We start from the raw sequence: 17,111 nt of genomic DNA, 5'->3' as shown, positions 1-17,111 counted from the left end.
TTGTATTTTTTAGCAAACTAAATCAGTAATTACTGTTTAATTTTACTAATTACTTTTGATGTTGAGCATCCATCTAAAAATTCAAGCACTTCAACTTTTCCGCCATGGCGAAGTACATGCTCAGCACCCGCTATTTGCTCTACGGTGTAGTCGCCACCCTTAACTAAAATATCAGGGCTTATCTGCTCGATTAATTTAGCGGGAGTATCGTTTTCATCTAAGCTACCAAACGGAATAACCCAATCAACTGATGAAAGTGCGCTAAGTACCATTGCACGCTCATCTAGTGGGTTAATAGGACGTTCTGCCCCTTTTAAACGCGTAATTGATTCATCATTATTTAATCCAACAACGAGTCTATCGCCTCGTGCTTTAGCTTGTGCTAAATAACGCACATGCCCAGCATGTAAAATATCAAAGCAGCCATTAGTAAATACAATGGTTTCGCCGTTTTGTTTTGCAAACTCAATATGTTGAAGGACATCATCAAATGGTGTTTGGTAATGCTCACCAGTAGTATGTAAATACTGACCAAGCTTACGACTTAACTCTTCTGGCGAAACTGTAGCTGCACCAAATTTACTAACCGCTATACCTGCCGCTAAGTTAGCAATTTCGACAGCATCTTTAGGTTCCATGCCCGCGCCAAGCATAACAGCTAATGTAGCTATAACCGTATCACCGGCCCCGGTTACATCGCTTACTTCAAGCTCTTGCGCTGCAAAATCAAATTTTTCATCTGCACTAATAAGCGACATACCTTGCTCAGAACGCGTAAGCAACATAGCTTTAATGCCATTTCTGCTAATTAAATCACGCGCACTTGCGGCTAAAGCTTCTTCTGAATCGGTTTGACCACCCGCTAACTTAAACTCATGTAAATTAGGCGTAATGTAATCAGCACCTTCGTACAAGTGTAAGTCTGGCGATTTAGGGTCGATTAAAACCGTTTTCCCTGCGCCCTTAGCAAGGCTTACCATTTCTTTAATTAAGCTTAAAGATCCTTTGCTGTAATCAGAGAACACAATAAAATCGTATTCATCAAGTACAAGCTCTAAACGGTTTAATAAAAGTTGGCTGTGTTGCTCGGTAAATGTTTCTTCTAAATCAAGACGAACCAGTTGTTGGTGGCGGCTAATAACACGCATTTTTGAAATAGTCGGTAAATCACATACACTGACTAATTGTGAACTTATTTTTTCACCTTTTAGAATAGTCTCTAAAATCTGCCCGCTTTCGTCTTCACCAATTAAACCCAGTAAGCCAACTTTTGCATCTAACCGCGCTATATTTTTTGCAACGTTAGCTGCGCCGCCCGCTTTGTCTTCAAATTTACTTACTTTAACAACAGGTACTGGCGCTTCAGGCGAAATTCGACCTGTATCGCCATACCAATAACGGTCTAGCATTACGTCGCCAACAACTAATATTCGTGCCGCTGATAAGTTTTTTAATAACGATAAATCCATTACTGTTGCTCCGCAACAACCATATCCATGGCTTCACATAACCAGTGACCTATAAACATGTGAGCTTCTTGAATACGTGCTGTTTCGTCATTTTTTATAATGATAGGTAACTTAGCAATGTCTTTTACTTTACCGCCATCACGCCCAGTTAATGCCACTGTAAAAGCGCCTAGTTTATTTGCAGCTTCTAATGCTAAGTTAATATTATTACTAGTACCTGATGTGGTTAAACCTATAACTAAATCTTCTGGTTTACATAGCGCTTGAACTTGGCGTTCAAACACCGTATCAAAGTGATAGTCGTTGCTGTGAGCTGTTAAAATTGATGTATCTGTAGTCAATGCCATAGAGGCAAGCGGACCACGTTCTAATTTGTAACGCACTACAAATTCTGCTGCTAAATGCTGCGCATCGGCTGCACTACCGCCGTTACCAAACCAAACAATCTTGCCACCAGCTTGTAATGCACTGTGGCATGCTTCTAACAGTTGCATAGATTCTTGATGATAAGCTTCCATCGTTTCAAATAATGCTTGATGACGGTTTAATGTTTCAACGTAGCTAGTTGCCACTGAATCGATAATTGACATGAAAAATTCCTCTAGGAACTGAAATAGCAGGGAAAAATTAAATCCATTATTCCATAATTTTATTTAATTGTGTGCATTTTATCGGGTTATAACTGAACCCAGACCATATTTTATTGCGAGTATGTTTAGAAAACGGCTATTTCACGGTAAACTAACGCCACTTCCCTTTAAGAAAGATCAGTATGGCACGCATTTTTTACTCTCTAGCATTGATTTTTATTAGCCCACTGATTGTATTTTATCTCTATATTTTACGAGGTAAAAAAAACCAAGGTTATCGTGCACACTTTAAAGAGCGCTTTGGGTTTGTCAGTAAGTCTTTATTTACGACTAAAACCAAACCTTTAGTTTTTCATTGTGCTTCTGTTGGTGAGGTACTAGCCGCAACGCCGCTTATTAAAGCTCTTCAAAAAGCGCATCCAAATTTAAATATACTTATAACCTGTAATACTCCAACAGGCAGAGAGCAAATACTTAGCCAGTTTAAAAATACTGTGGCGTGTAGCTACTTACCAATCGATTTTCCGTTTGCGACAGCCCGATTTTTAAAGCGTATAAAGCCACAAGCATTATGTATTTTAGAAACAGAGCTATGGCCAAATTTAATGGCGATAAGTCACAAAAAAAATATACCGGTACTTGTTATCAATGCAAGACTCTCTGAAAAGTCGCAGCAAGGCTATCAAAAGGTCGCTAAATTAACGCATATTATTATGCGCTCAATTACAGTACTTGCGAGTCATAACAAGGCAGATGCGGAGCGTTTTATAGAGCTTGGTCTCGAAACTTCAAAAAGCCATGTAACAGGCTCTATAAAATTTGATATAACACCAAGTGACGAGCAATTAGCTGAAGCACTCAACCTTAAACAGCTTTATAACAGTAATGAAGACAATAACGATGAACGCTTTGTATGGGTGGCAGGCTCAACACATCCTGTAGAACATGAATTAGTATTGGCAGCTCACCAACAGTTACTAAAAAAGCAACCTAATGCATTACTTATAATTGCCCCGCGCCATCCAGAGCAATTTGATAAAGTAGCTGAGCTTTTAACACAAAGCCCACTTAGTTTTAGCCGTCGTAGCCAAAATAACTACAACAATGAACAAGTACTCCTTGCTGATACGCTTGGTGAATTACAGTGTTTATATGGCTCTGCAAATGTGAGCTTTATTGGTGGCAGCTTAATACGCAGAGGTGGGCATAACCCACTGGAATCAGCCGCGTTTTCGGTAGGTTTAATAACAGGTCCACACACATACAATTTTGATCATGTTTATCCCGAGCTAATAAAACTTAAAGGCACTGTAGTGGTTGATAGCAATGACGAACTAGCAAAGCAGCTCATAACGTTTAGCCAAAACACAAAAGCGTGCCAAACCTTAGGTATTAAAGCTGCGCAATGCGTAACTAAAAACCAAGGTGCTATACAAAAAACACTTACCATTATTAATCAATATTTAGAGCCAAAACCGTGACCAACATAGCTATAAGCCAAACCCGTGAATGGGTGTCATCTGTTATTGTTAAATATAACTTTTGCCCATTTGCTCGAAAAGAAGTAGAAAACAACTGTATTCATTACATAGTAAGCCCTGCAGCAACTATGGATGATGCTGTAATGGATATGCTTGAGCAATGTGTTGAGCTTGACCGCGAACCAGAGCGCGAAACAACCCTTATCATGTTTGACAACGGCTTTAGTGATTTTGAAGACTTTTTAGACTTGGTCGATTTAGCTAATGCACTTTTAGTCGCGCAGGGGTTTGAAGGGAAGTATCAAATTGCTAACTTTCATCCTGATTACGTATTTGCCGACAGCGATGAAACTGATGCCGCAAATTACACAAATAGAGCGCCCTTTCCTACTTTGCATTTAATTCGCGAAGCAAGTATGAGCGAAGCACTTGATAGTTATAACGAGCCTGAATCTATTCCAGAGCATAATATAAACCTAGCAAGGCGTAAGGGTATTGATTTTTGGCAGCAGTTACTCGAAGGCTGTAAAAAACCGAGCGCTTAAATGCTCGGTTTTATTTTGGTTTGTAAAAACTTTGTACAAAACTTTGTGCAAAACTTTTTACAAAACAAGGCAATAACTAACGCTTATTTTTTAACCCAGTTACCATTTACTTCAACGTAATGACCACTTTGGGTTTTTTCAATTGTTTTAGCGGCAGCAAGTGCTTCTACTTGTGAAAGTGACAAGTTATTCTTTTTAGCCAGCTTTAAGTACTGCGCTTTACGCTTTGCATTTATGTCATCAACAACTGCTTTTGCTTCTGCGTTTTGTACAACGAGCCCTAAATAACCAGAGCTATCTTCACCTACAAAACCTTGGTTTTTAGCGTCATCAAGGCTAATAGCCCACGCAGAGAACGACATACATACTGCACTAACTAACGTAATAATATTTAATTTTTTCTTCGTATTCATGTTTTAGCTCCTTAAAATAACTCACTGTCGTCACTAAACAAACTGTCGAGTTCTTTATCTACTTTTACGCGAATTTCGTGATCGACCTTCACATTTAAATTAATAGTAATGGGCTCTTTAGCAGACACCTCAACTCGGTGCGTGCAGGCACTTAGTGCACTAATAGCACCTAGCGCGAGCAGTACTTTTATCAATAACGACTGTCTCATTATTAGTTTCCTTTTTGTGAGTATTGTTGCTCAACTTTTTGTGTAATTTCGTCACTTAAACGCAGTGCGCGTAAAAGTGTAAATACGTTTTCTTCGTGGTTATAATTAAAGTTAACTTGCTGCTGCTCTGCTTTATTATAGCCTTGTAAATTAACCCCAAGCTTTAACCAGCCATCGTTTTTTAATGCCACACTGCTATTAAGTTTTTGAATATCTAAATTAGTTAATAGCCCTAATACAGGTTGCAACTCTTGCTGTTGCTGCATTACTGAATCAAACGCGGCATTATTGGTGATTTTTAAATTACCTGTTCCTTGGCTAAATAAACTACCGTCAATTATTTCAATTTTTCCACTATCAAAATGGACAGGTAAAGACCCCGCCAAGCGTCCCGTTAATACAATGCCCGACTTATCGTCGAGTGTAACGAGTTTACTTGCATCAATATTTTCAAACTTAACATTGGCAACTTGGTTTGGCTTCCCTATTGTGTAGGTATCTAACGAAAACTCGCCGCCAAACACACTTCCTTTTACATCATTTATAAGCGCGGTATTACTACTCACTTGCCATTGCCCTTTAATCGCTTTAACTACGGCACCCGCTCTAAACTCATTTAAATTAAAGGTAGTTGGTTTTACATTAAGCTTACCTGAATTATATTCCCCGCTAAATACACTGTTTAAATCACTCGCAAGGTAATCGTTATACAGTGCACTTGTATGACTAATCCCCATATTGAACAGTGCATTTTGTAAGTTTATATCGCCACTAATATAGCCATTAAATTCGCCCTCTGTTAGTTGTGCAAGTGGCTCAAATTGCCTAATAAGCTCATTTAACAGCAGCGTACTTTGTTCAGGAATAATGACTTCAAACGGATGAGCTTGCGACGACATATGATGATTTACAACTAACTCAACATCGTTTATAAATGCGTGATGCGTGGCTTTTAGTGCACGGCTTTGCAAGCCTGTAGACTCTACTTTTATATTATTAAGTTTTATGTCGGGGCTATTAGCAGCCTTTATATTCGTTTTTGCAGTTAGATCAGCAAATAACTCACCTACGCCTAAATTAGCATTTGCTGTTAATGTGTTACTTATATCTGTGACTTTAAATTCTTTATATTCTGCGCTTTTTAACTGCTGAGTTAACGCTACCTCTGCGTTTAACTGTTTATCCATTTTTGCTGTTAAATCACCTTGGTATTGCACTGCACTTATATCAAACGCATCTACACTATTAAGCGTTAATTTAGCATTTATAAGCCCAATTGGTTTTGAGTCTATAAACTCACTTATATTAAAGTGACCACTAAGGCTAAGCCCATTCGCTGTTGCAGGTGCAAACTCAGGCAAGCCTTCAAGCATAACGGCGTAATCGCCTTTAATTGCAGCGCTAGATATCTGAGCATTAACGCTAATATTATTTATATCGGGTGTATTTATTTGAGCTGATAAATTTGTCTGTAAGTACTCAAGTGGAGATGTAATATTTAGTGTTGTATCTGTTATTAAAAAATCAAATTGCTTATCGCCTTCACTCATCAAATTAATTACAGGTACACTGAGCTCACTAGCCTCTAAGCTAATTGATTGAGGGAGTTTAAGTTGCCAATTTAAAGGAACTTGTTTGCTAATAAAGCCTGCATATTCACTCGGTGGTATTAACTCAATACAGCTTGGTGTTAAATTAATTTTGTTATTAAGCAAATCGGTATTAAACATTAACGCTTGGCTATTTAAATTAAAATGAGTCGTCAATTTACCAGTGGTTAATACGTTAACTTTGCACTGCTCATAAGTGTGAGCAAGCTGGGAACTAATATCACCATTTAACTCAAGTTCTATACCATCAAAGCTAAACGCTTGCTGAGTATTAAAGTTAAAATCTGCGATTAATGTATTTTTAGTGTTTATAACCTGCTTTAAAAGTGTGTCATTAATTTCAAACTGACCACTTACTTTATCAGCAGTCAAAATTGCACTCGCGTTTATATCACCCGTAACATTAAATTTATTTAGCTCGGGTTCTAATATACTTATTTTAAGTGACTTATTGAGCTCGTCACTTTTTACTACAAGCTGTTTAATGCTGATTAATGGGCGATTTAAGGGAAGTGCTAAATCGAGATTTTTAGCAAGTTGATTAGCATTATCACTTTTAGGGAGTGAATTAACTGCTAGCACTGCATTTTTAATATCTATACGCTTTGTATTTGCAGTAATACCAGTGAGTTGTAACTGTTGATTTTGGTAATTTACACACACTTTATCAGCATGAATATTTAGTTCAGACGTAATTGAAAAATCGAGACAACTTAACGTAATGCCTGCTTTTTTAAGCTCAGGCGCTATAGCCCACTGTAATAACGGCAAGCGAAACACATAACTAAGCAGCAAGGTACTTAGCAATAAAACGCCAACAATTAAACCAACTCGCTTAAACATACTATCCTTAAATGCTTTGTGCTTTTAGCTAAAACTATACTAATCAAAAAAGGCTGCACAATGCAGCCTTTTTTATTTTACAGTAAGATTATGAATCTAACTTGTATAAACGCAAATGTAATTAACCTACATTTTTACGTGCGTTACGGAACATACGCATCCACGGGCTATCCTCGATCCACTCATCAGGATGCCAAGAGTTGGCAACGCTTCTGAATACACGTTCTGGATGCGGCATCATTACAGTGGCGCGACCATCAGTTGACGTAATACCTGTAATACCTTCTGGAGATCCATTAGGGTTAGCTGGGTACTGCGTTGTAGGGTTACCGTAGTTATCTACAAACTTAACCGCTACAGTGCCGCTATTAAGCGCCGCTTTAGTGGCTGCATCGTTTGCAAACTCAGCATGACCTTCACCATGAGAAACCGCTATAGGCATACGCGATCCAGCCATTCCGTTAAAGAACACAGACGGATTCTCTTGTATTTCTACTAAACTAAAGCGTGCTTCAAAACGCTCTGATTTATTAGTTACAAAGCGCGGCCAATGTTCTGTGCCAGGGATCAACTCTTTTAACGTTGATAACATTTGGCAACCGTTACATACACCTAAACTAAAGGTATCTTCACGGTGGAAGAAGTTCTGGAACTGATCGCGTGCCATGTCGTTAAACAAAATAGACTTAGCCCAACCTTCACCCGCACCAAGTACGTCACCGTATGAGAAACCACCACAGGCCACTAAACCTTTAAATTGTTCTAGTGTTAAACGACCTTCTAAAATGTCGCTCATGTGTACATCAACTGCTGCAAAACCTGCGCGATTAAACGCTGCCGCCATTTCTAAATGAGAGTTAACACCCTGCTCACGTAAAATAGCCATTTGCGGTTTAGCACCGGTTGCAATGTATGGCGCCGCTATATCTTCGTTTAAATCAAAGTTTAGTTTTACGTTTAAGCCTGGATCTTTTGCATCAAATTTAGCATCAAACTCTTGCTTAGCACATTCAGGGTTATCACGGCGTGCTTGCATTTGATACGTTGTTTCAGCCCAAATAGTACGAAGCTCAGTACGCGTATGATTAAGTACCGTATTTTCGCCACGGTTAAATATAATCGTATCGTCACTGTTAAGCGTGCCAATGTTGTGGCTAATTGCTGCTATACCATGTTGTTCAAACACCGCATTTACTGCATCTAAATCAGCATTTGCTACTTGGATTACGGCACCTAGCTCTTCGTTATAAAGCGCTTCAATGTCTGAACCTGTTAAACCAGCTAAATCAACCGTTACACCGGTATGACCCGTAAACGCCATTTCAGCAACCGTGGTAAATAAACCACCGTCTGAGCGGTCATGATAAGCAAGTAACTTACTATCAGCCACAAGCGCTTGCATTGCGTTATAAAAGCCTTTTAATAACTCAGGGCTATCAACATCAGGTGTTACATCACCCAATTGCTTATAAACTTGCGCAAGGCTTGATGCGCCCATGCGGTTTTTACCCGCACCTAAATCAACTAATATAAGCGATGTATCGCCTTTATCTGTGCGCAGTTGTGGAGTGACTGTTTTACGTACGTCGTCAACACGACCAAACGCAGTTATAACCAGTGAAAGCGGCGATGTTACTGACTTCTCTTGTGAGTCACCTTCATCTTTCCATGTCGTTTTCATTGACATAGAATCTTTCCCCACTGGAATCGTTAAACCAAGCGCAGGACAAAGCTCTTCCCCTACAGCTTTAACAGCTTCATATAAACCAGCATCTTCACCTGGGTGACCCGCTGCTGCCATCCAGTTTGCCGATAACTTAATGTTTTCAAGGCTACCGATGTTTGCACAGGCAATATTAGTTAACGACTCAGCTACCGCTAAACGAGCAGATGCACCGTAATTAAGTAATGCTGCAGGAGTACGCTCACCAAGTGACATAGCTTCACCGTGGTAAGTATCATACGTTGCCGCAGTTACTGCACAGTTAGCAACAGGTACTTGCCAAGGACCGACCATTTGATCGCGCGCTACTAAACCCGTAACTGAGCGATCGCCGATTGTTATTAGGAATGTTTTTTCTGCAATGGCTGGTAAACGCATTAAGCGCTGCGCTGCATCTGCTGCATTTATTAATGTAGTATCAAGCGCTTTACCAACAACTTGCTTTGACGTTACATCGCGGTGCATTTTAGGTGCTTTACCTAATAATACGTCCAGCGGTAAATCAACAGGGTTATTTTCAAAATGGCTGTCTGACACTGTTAAGTGAGGTTCAGCTGTTGCTTCACCAATAACAGCGTACTGGGCACGTTCACGCTTACAAATTGCTTCAAAGCGATCAAAGTCCTCTACGCCAACAGCGAGTACATAACGTTCTTGTGATTCATTACACCAAATTTCGTGTGGTGCCATGCCTGGCTCATCGTTAGGAATGCTACGTAATTGGAACTTACCACCACGTCCGCCATCATTAACAAGCTCAGGAAACGCATTTGATAAACCGCCAGCACCTACATCGTGGATGAATGCAATTGGGTTTTCATCACCTAGCTGCCAACATTTATCGATAACTTCTTGGCAACGACGTTCCATTTCTGGGTTTTCGCGTTGTACTGAAGCAAAATCTAAATCTTCGTTTGATTGACCTGAAGCCATGCTTGATGCAGCACCACCGCCTAAACCAATGTTCATTGCAGGTCCACCTAACGCAATTAATTTAGCGCCAACAGGAATATCGCCCTTTTGAACATGATCAGAGCGAATATTACCTAAACCACCGGCAAGCATAATTGGTTTATGGTAACCACGTACTTCTTCGCCATTATGGCTTGTTACTTTTTCTTCGTAAGTACGGAAGTAGCCTAATAAGTTAGGACGACCAAACTCATTATTAAATGCAGCGCCACCTAGTGGACCCTCTGTCATTATATCAAGCGCGTTAACAATACGACTCGGCTTACCAAAATCGCTTTCCCATGGTTGCTCGTAACCTGGAATACGTAAGTTTGATACAGTAAAGCCAACTAAACCTGCTTTTGGCTTAGAGCCACGACCAGTTGCGCCTTCATCGCGAATCTCACCACCAGAACCTGTAGCCGCACCAGAGAATGGCGCAATAGCTGTTGGGTGGTTATGAGTTTCAACTTTCATTAGTATTTCAATGTCTTCTTGATGATACGCATATTCACCTTGCGCATTTGGGAAGAAGCGACCCGCTTTTGAGCCTTTCATTACTGCCGCGTTATCTTTATACGCCGACAATACATTTTCAGGATTTAACTCAAACGTATTTTTAATCATTTTAAACAGCGATTTTGGCTGCTCTTTTCCATCAATTGTCCAGTCAGCATTAAATATTTTATGGCGACAATGCTCTGAGTTTGCTTGTGCAAACATAAACAATTCGATGTCGTTAGGGTTACGTCCTAACTTTATAAAGTTTTCTACCAAGTAATCTATTTCGTCATCAGCAAGGGCAAAACCTTGCTCAACATTAGCTATTGCTAATGCTTCGCGTCCGCCGCCTAAAATATCAACAGACGACATTTGGCGCGGTGCATCACTGCGAAACAGTTGTGCAGCATCTTCAAGCTCACTATGCGTGGCTTCGGTCATACGGTCGTGCAATAACGCAATTACTTGTGCAAGTTGTTCTGCGTTTAAGTCACCTTCAACATAATAAGCAATACCGCGTTCAACACGGTGAACCTGTTTTAAACCACAGTTATGGGCAATATCGGTTGCTTTAGATGCCCAAGGTGAAATGGTACCTGGGCGAGGTGTAACAAGTACAAGTTTGCCAGCTGGGGTATGCTCAGCAATAGTTGGACCGTAAGTTAATAGTTTTTCAAGCTTGGTTTGCTCGGAGCTACTCAACGGCGATGTTAAATCGGCAAAGTGAGCATACTCGGCGTATACGTTAGTGACTGGAAGTTGCGATTGTTGGCAACGCGCTAAAATTTTATTAACTCTGAACTCTGACAGTGCTGGTGCACCACGAAGGATCAACATAGGTAATTTCATCCGGGGTTAGGGATTGAACGATATTTTAGGCACGCATTATAGTCCAATTAGCATTCAGATTTAACTCAAAATTACGCTTTTCATAAAATTAACTTTTTAGCTTTATTTATAGCCTCTTTTGGTTAATAAAATAAAACGTAAAGTGACGCGATAGCTTAGTTTTGCTATAACAGTGGCTGGCGAGCTTAAGGGGCACTCAATGTTGAAAGAAAAACTAATAATAATCATTACTTTAGTTATGCTGTTATGTGCATGCGATATGCAAGAGCAGCCAACTCAACTCGCCCAAATAAAAGAACACAATAAAATACGTGTGGGTACCCTTGCCAGTGCTAGTAATTATTATCAAGCCGTTCAAGGTGAGCAAGGCTTTGAATATGAGTTATCTCAAGCCTTCGCTGAATATTTAGGTGTAGAGCTTGAAATAGTCCCTTTCTTTAACTTATCTGACATGTTTGAACGCCTTGAAAGCGGTGATTTAGACTTAATAGCGTCAGGACTTACCTATAATAAAACCCGTGCAGAGCAATACCGTTACGGACCAACTTACAGAACAATCAGCCAAAAGTTAGTTTATAAACAAGGGCGCGTTCGTCCTCGAGAGTTTGACGATTTAGATGGCAACTTTACGGTTATAGCTAAAAGTAGCCACTCGCTTACTCTACAAAAAATGAAGAAGAACAATCCAGATCTCACTTGGATAGAAAGCGAAGAGTTTGATGAAGAAGAACTACTTCAAGCAGTTATTGATGGCGAGATAGATTACACACTCGCTGATACGCATACGCTATCGCTGTTTCGCCGTTATCACCCAAATTTAAGCATTGGTTTTTCAGTTAGCCATAACGACCCGATTGCATGGATACTTAATAAATCTAAAGACGACTCTTTATATGCGTTGTTGGTGCCATTTTTTGGTGACGTTAAGCAAAGTAACCAGCTCTATGTACTTGAAGAAAAATACTTTGGTCACGTACGCCAATTTAACTATGTAAATACCCTTGCTTATATCGAAGCAATTAAAGAAACCTTACCAACATACCAGCCATGGTTTGAACAATATGCAGGTAGCCTTGACTGGCGGTTATTAGCGGCACTAAGCTATCAAGAATCTATGTGGAATCCTCGCGCTAAATCACCAACAGGTGTGCGCGGCATCATGATGCTAACTCGCAGTACAGCCAAACAAGTAGGTGTTACTAACCGGTTAGAACCAGAGCAAAACATTCGTGGTGGCGCTAAATACTTAAGCAAGCTTATTAAACGTATTCCTGACCGTATCCCGCAACCCGACCGCACATGGCTTGCTTTGGCCGGATACAATGTAGGTTGGGGGCACGTTAACGACGCACGTATAATTACCGAACAGCAAGGCGCAAGTCCTGACAAATGGGCTGATGTAAAAAAACGCCTACCGCTATTAATTAAAAAGCGCTATTACCGTAAAACTCGCTACGGTTATGCCCGAGGCGATGTAGCTGTTAAATATGTCGATAATATTCGTCGCTATTACGATGCACTTGTTTGGCTAGATGAAAATGATGCTATTGCTGCAGAGCCTGAGCCAGAACCAATTACAGAGTTGAGCACTGATACTGAGCTAAAACTAAACGAAAAAAGTGAAGTAAAAAGTAAGGCAGATGAAGCTCAAACAGAAAAACAACAACCTATAATCGAACCCGAACAGTCGAGTGAAAACAATGGCTAAGATTAATATAAGTACCCGTTTATTGAGTATGTCAGTAAGCAAAATTTAAGTAAATTAAATATCTGTTTACTTGTCACCAAATGATCACTAATGTGTGTTAATTGTATATCATTATTTTATAAGATATACCCGTGCCTTTCTCACTCTTGCATTAGGAGAAAACATGCTAAAACGTAGACGCACACAAAGATTAAAACGCAATGTCATTTATTCAACGGCCACACGTCGTCGTGTTATGTTGCGAAAACTACACAAAAAAATCATCTGGCGTCGCCGAATGTTTGCTATGCAGCAAATGGCTGAATCAGAAATAGAGCCAATCGCTAGTTAGCTTTAGTTAGGCTTATTTATTTGTTCATCACGAGCAGCTTTCTTAGCTGCTTTAATTTGCGCTCTTCTACGTTTAAAAAAATTCGAAATAGTATCACCGCACTGCTGTGCCAAAACACCACCACACACCTCAACTTGATGATTTAACTTAGGCTCTTGTAATAAATTCATAATTGAACCCGCAGACCCTGTTTTAGCATCGACTGCTCCAAATACTAAACGCTTTATTCTGCTATGCACTAACAATCCCGCACACATAGAACAAGGCTCTAACGTTACGTATAGGGTGCAATCAATTAAGCGGTAATTGTTAAGGACTTTTCCAGCTTCTCGCACTGCAATCATTTCGGCATGGGCAGATGGGTCATTATCCGTTATTGAGCGGTTATACCCGACTGAAACTAGCTGGTTATCTTTGACTACAATTGCTCCAACCGGAATTTCATCAAGCAGCTCTGCTTGCTTTGCATACAAAAGCGCTTGTTCCATCCAGTAGGAATCATCAAATGGTTCGTTCATTATTTCTACTTAAATAGCCTTTTATGCTGTAATTATACCTAGTTAGCACTCTAAAGTGCGCCATTCATTACTTTATTGCAAAAATAAAACAATATTTACCCGTTTGTAATGGCTCACTCGTGCTGATTTACGCTATAATCTCACGCTTTTTTTATTTAGCTCACAACACGGGTAGCAAATGAAATTTCCTGGACGCCGCAGGCATAAACATTATTTTCCAGTGGAAGCCAAAGATCCACTTACCAATCAACTTAACGCAACAGAGCGATTACAACGTAGTTATATTACGGGTATCGATCAGATCGTTGTTGATATAGAGGCAAAAGTTGATCAAGCTTTCCTTGACGAATTTCAACTACGTAGAGGGATGTCGCAAGTTATTGATAGCGATACAACAAACGCCTTATACGATCGTTTAAAATTAAACAATATGGTTGATTTTGAGTTTGCCGGTGGAACCATTGGTAACACTATGCACAATTACTCTGTACTTGCAGATGATCGCTCAGTTTTATTAGGCGTAATGAGCGAAAATATAAAAATAGGTAGCTACGCTTACCGTTTTTTATGTAATACCTCAAGCCGTGTAGACTTAAACTACCTTCAACCAGTTGATGGGCCTGTAGGCCGTTGTTTTACATTAATTGATGAAACCGGTGAGCGTACTTTTGCAATAAGTGCAGGCCTAATGAATCACTTACGTCCTGAATCTATCGATAAAGACCTTATTGAGAATTCATCAGCGTTAGTGATTAGTGCCTATCTTATGCGTACTCAAGGTAGCGAAACAATGACTGAAGCCACTATGCAAGCGGTAAAATACGCTAATGACGCAGGTGTGCCAGTTGTGCTTACACTCGGTACTAAGTTCTTAATTGAACAAGACCCTACTTGGTGGGCAAACTTTGTTGAAAAGCATGTTGATATTCTTGCTATGAACGAAGAAGAAGGTTTAGCTATTACAGGTTTTGAAGATCCTCTTCTAGCTGCTGATAAAGCACTTGATTGGGTAGACTTAGTTATTTGTACCGCTGGCGAAAAAGGCTTATTTATGGCCGGCTACGTAGACGAAAGCTTAAAGCGTGAAACCGAATACCCGTTACTACCAGGCGCCATACCTGATTTTAACCGTTACGAATTCTCACGAGCTATGCGTAAAGATGAGTGTGATGAACCTATCAGAGCATATAGTCATACGGCCCCATTTATGGGGGGACCTGATTCAATCAAAAACACCAATGGTGCAGGTGACTGCGCACTTGCGGCTGTACTACATGATTTATCAGCGAATGTTTACCATAAGCTTAATGTGGCAAACTCAGCTAAACATCAGCAACAAGCTATTACTTACTCGTCACTATCGCAAATTAGTAAATATGCTAACCGAGCGAGCTATGAAGTATTAGTTCAGCACTCTCCGCGTTTATCTCGAGGTTTACCTGAACGTGAAGATTGTTTAGAACAAGTTTATTGGGAACAATAAATAACGGTGGGAGCAATTATTGCTCCCTATCGATTTCCTAAAAAATAGAAATATCGAGCTTTTTAGATAGCAGTTCTAATGCTGCTATTCCTGCAACGGAGTTACCAAACGAATTAAGCCCCGGAGAATAAACAGCTACAGTAAACTTATTTGGTAACACAGCTAAAATAGTTCCTGACACTCCCGACTTACCTGGCATGCCCACTCTGTAACCAAAATCACCCGCAGCATCATATAAACCACTCGTGAATAAAAGCGAATTAAGCTGTTTATTCTGACGACTACTTAAAACACGATTGCCCGATCGATTATCAACACCTTTATTAGCTAAAAAATTATAAGCTTTTGCTAATTCAATACAGTTGAGCTCAATAGAACAAAAGTTAAAGTAAGCCCACAAAACATCATCAACTTCGTTTTCAAAATTACCAAACGACTTCATTAAATGTGCCATAGCAGCATTTCGGTGCCTGAACTCATACTCTGAATTAGCGACTTTTTTATCAATTACTATGCCTCTATTACCAGCTAATAACCTGAAAGTTTCGAGCATAGAATGCATTGGCGCAGATAAGCGGCTGTATAACGCATCACACGTTACAATTGCGCCTGCATTGATGAATGGGTTACGAGGAATCCCCTTTTCAAACTCAAGCTGTGTAAGCGAGTTAAAGGCTGTACCTGAGGGTTCCTTTCCGACTCTGTGCCAAAGTTCATCACCATAACGCTGTAGTGCCATAGTAAGTGTCATAACTTTAGAAACTGATTGAATAGTGAAGCGTTGAGAACAATCCCCCGCACATACAGTTTCACCATCAGTTGTATAAATAGCGATAGAAAATTGTTCCGGATCAACCTCGGCAAGCGCCGGTATATAATCAGCTACTTTCCCTTGTGGTAATAAAGGACGTACTTCATGTGCTATTTCATCAAGCACCTTTTGGTAATCAGCTGTAGGCAATCTAGACCTCTATATCGTCATTCATAAAAATTGGATTTTAACACGCGCGATTAAGTGCACCTAGTTTTGTTGTCGAATTTAACGGTGAGATTTTACTAAATTTAAATAGAAAAAAACGTCACATTACTGTATCTGGTTTCTCTTAATTAAATCCTGGTAATGTCATGATGCCCACTGCGATGGAGAGTCACAGTGCAAATGCTACGAACTCATTGTCGAGCGGAGATTTTTATGATTTTAGCGTCGGGAGTCGCTACGCTCGCCCGACCTACGTGATAGGTGTTGATGTGAGTGTGTGTTAATTGCGTGTTTTTCACTTTTCTGCAGACATAAAAAGCCCGAATCTTAAATTCGAGCGCTCTACAATGTGAAGTCGGTGCGCTACGCAGTAGGATGTCGTAGTGCCCACAGCGGTAGAGAGTCACATAGCAAATACTACACTATTATTAATCGTATCGTCTCTTAGTATGCAGAGTTTTACTAATTTCAAAAAGCAAAAAACCCGTTACATTACTGTAACGGGTTTCTCTTAATTAAATCCTGGTAATGTCCTACTTTCACATAGCAAATGCTACACTATCATCGGCGCTGTTTCGTTTCACTACTGAGTTCGGCATGGAATCAGGTGGGTCCAAAACGCTATTGTCACCAAGAAAATTCTTTTCAATTTTCTTATTTTAATTATTAAGGTTAAAGTCCTTCGACTGAATTTGAAGCCTGGTAATGTCCTACTTTCACATAGCAAATGCTACACTATCATCGGCGCTGTTTCGTTTCACTACTGAGTTCGGCATGGGATCAGGTGGGTCCAAAACGCTATTGTCACCAAGCAAATTTGGGCGTTAATTCGTATCGCTACGCACTAACTGAATTTGGAAAATATCTGATAATATTTTTTAAGTTTTTCTTCAGTAATATCTACTTTA

Annotated in this window: 13 protein-coding genes and 2 rRNA genes; 5 read left to right on the top strand and 10 right to left on the bottom strand. The window is 39.9% G+C overall.

The window, feature by feature from the left end; translation table 11 throughout:
- Positions 1-29: 29 nt before the first annotated feature.
- Both hldE and I6E72_RS03345 read right to left on the bottom strand, forming a co-directional pair.
- Positions 30-1,469, bottom strand: a complete 1,440-nt coding sequence (hldE, locus tag I6E72_RS03350) for a bifunctional D-glycero-beta-D-manno-heptose-7-phosphate kinase/D-glycero-beta-D-manno-heptose 1-phosphate adenylyltransferase HldE (protein WP_197111057.1) — start codon at positions 1,467-1,469, stop codon at positions 30-32.
- Positions 1,469-2,059 (bottom strand): SIS domain-containing protein, encoded by a 591-nt coding sequence (locus tag I6E72_RS03345; RefSeq protein ID WP_002961065.1) that lies wholly within the window; start codon positions 2,057-2,059, stop codon positions 1,469-1,471. Before I6E72_RS03345 ends, hldE begins: the two co-directional genes overlap by 1 nt.
- Positions 2,060-2,241: 182 nt before the next feature.
- Between I6E72_RS03345 and waaA the strand changes: the two genes are divergently transcribed.
- Together waaA and I6E72_RS03335 are read left to right on the top strand one after the other, a co-directional pair.
- On the top strand, positions 2,242-3,540 hold the full coding sequence (gene waaA / locus I6E72_RS03340; RefSeq protein WP_197111055.1) for a lipid IV(A) 3-deoxy-D-manno-octulosonic acid transferase: 1,299 nt from the start codon (positions 2,242-2,244) through the stop codon (positions 3,538-3,540).
- On the top strand, positions 3,537-4,085 hold the full coding sequence (locus I6E72_RS03335; protein WP_024591451.1) for a DUF1415 domain-containing protein: 549 nt from the start codon (positions 3,537-3,539) through the stop codon (positions 4,083-4,085). Before waaA ends, I6E72_RS03335 begins: the two co-directional genes overlap by 4 nt.
- A gap of 83 nt (positions 4,086-4,168) precedes the next feature.
- Here I6E72_RS03335 and I6E72_RS03330 read toward each other — a convergent pair whose 3' ends face one another.
- The 4 genes from I6E72_RS03330 to purL all read right to left on the bottom strand — a co-directional run bounded on the left by I6E72_RS03330 (position 4,169) and on the right by purL (position 11,172).
- Positions 4,169-4,498 carry a YdbL family protein gene (locus tag I6E72_RS03330; RefSeq protein WP_007584701.1) on the bottom strand — a complete coding sequence of 110 codons (330 nt, stop codon included), beginning with the start codon at positions 4,496-4,498 and terminating at the stop codon, positions 4,169-4,171.
- Positions 4,499-4,509: 11 nt separating this feature from the next.
- Positions 4,510-4,707 carry a YnbE family lipoprotein gene (locus tag I6E72_RS03325; protein WP_007584699.1) on the bottom strand — a complete coding sequence of 66 codons (198 nt, stop codon included), beginning with the start codon at positions 4,705-4,707 and terminating at the stop codon, positions 4,510-4,512.
- 2 nt (positions 4,708-4,709) lie between these two features.
- Positions 4,710-7,160 (bottom strand): intermembrane phospholipid transport protein YdbH family protein, encoded by a 2,451-nt coding sequence (locus I6E72_RS03320; RefSeq protein ID WP_197111053.1) that lies wholly within the window; start codon positions 7,158-7,160, stop codon positions 4,710-4,712.
- A gap of 121 nt (positions 7,161-7,281) precedes the next feature.
- On the bottom strand, positions 7,282-11,172 hold the full coding sequence (gene purL, locus I6E72_RS03315; protein WP_197111051.1) for a phosphoribosylformylglycinamidine synthase: 3,891 nt from the start codon (positions 11,170-11,172) through the stop codon (positions 7,282-7,284).
- 211 nt (positions 11,173-11,383) lie between these two features.
- Between purL and mltF the strand changes: the two genes are divergently transcribed.
- Together mltF and I6E72_RS03305 are read left to right on the top strand one after the other, a co-directional pair.
- Complete coding sequence (gene mltF, locus I6E72_RS03310; RefSeq protein ID WP_101217691.1) at positions 11,384-12,892, top strand: membrane-bound lytic murein transglycosylase MltF; 1,509 nt, start codon at positions 11,384-11,386, stop codon at positions 12,890-12,892.
- Between the two features lie 163 nt (positions 12,893-13,055).
- Entirely contained in the window at positions 13,056-13,223 is a 168-nt protein-coding gene (locus tag I6E72_RS03305; protein ID WP_007584688.1) for a hypothetical protein, read from the top strand.
- Between the two features lie 2 nt (positions 13,224-13,225).
- Here I6E72_RS03305 and tadA read toward each other — a convergent pair whose 3' ends face one another.
- A complete protein-coding gene (gene tadA, locus I6E72_RS03300; RefSeq protein ID WP_033026952.1) occupies positions 13,226-13,741 on the bottom strand; it encodes a tRNA adenosine(34) deaminase TadA in 516 nt (171 codons plus the stop codon).
- Positions 13,742-13,919: 178 nt separating this feature from the next.
- Here tadA and I6E72_RS03295 point away from each other — a divergent pair, with 178 nt between their 5' ends.
- On the top strand, positions 13,920-15,224 hold the full coding sequence (locus tag I6E72_RS03295; RefSeq protein ID WP_010554383.1) for an inosine/guanosine kinase: 1,305 nt from the start codon (positions 13,920-13,922) through the stop codon (positions 15,222-15,224).
- 37 nt (positions 15,225-15,261) lie between these two features.
- Here I6E72_RS03295 and glsB read toward each other — a convergent pair whose 3' ends face one another.
- The 3 genes from glsB to rrf (I6E72_RS03280) form a co-directional block, all read right to left on the bottom strand.
- Complete coding sequence (gene glsB, locus I6E72_RS03290; RefSeq protein ID WP_197111049.1) at positions 15,262-16,185, bottom strand: glutaminase B; 924 nt, start codon at positions 16,183-16,185, stop codon at positions 15,262-15,264.
- Positions 16,186-16,723: 538 nt separating this feature from the next.
- Positions 16,724-16,838 (bottom strand): 5S ribosomal RNA (rrf, locus tag I6E72_RS03285).
- Between the two features lie 62 nt (positions 16,839-16,900).
- Positions 16,901-17,015 (bottom strand): 5S ribosomal RNA (gene rrf / locus I6E72_RS03280).
- Positions 17,016-17,111 lie beyond the last annotated feature (96 nt).

The organism is Pseudoalteromonas sp. NSLLW24 (assembly GCF_015864725.1).
In the GTDB taxonomy this organism is placed as follows: domain Bacteria; phylum Pseudomonadota; class Gammaproteobacteria; order Enterobacterales; family Alteromonadaceae; genus Pseudoalteromonas; species Pseudoalteromonas arctica.
The sequence above is the reverse complement of the archived record's forward strand: the minus strand, read 5'-3'. Positions and strand labels throughout refer to the sequence as shown.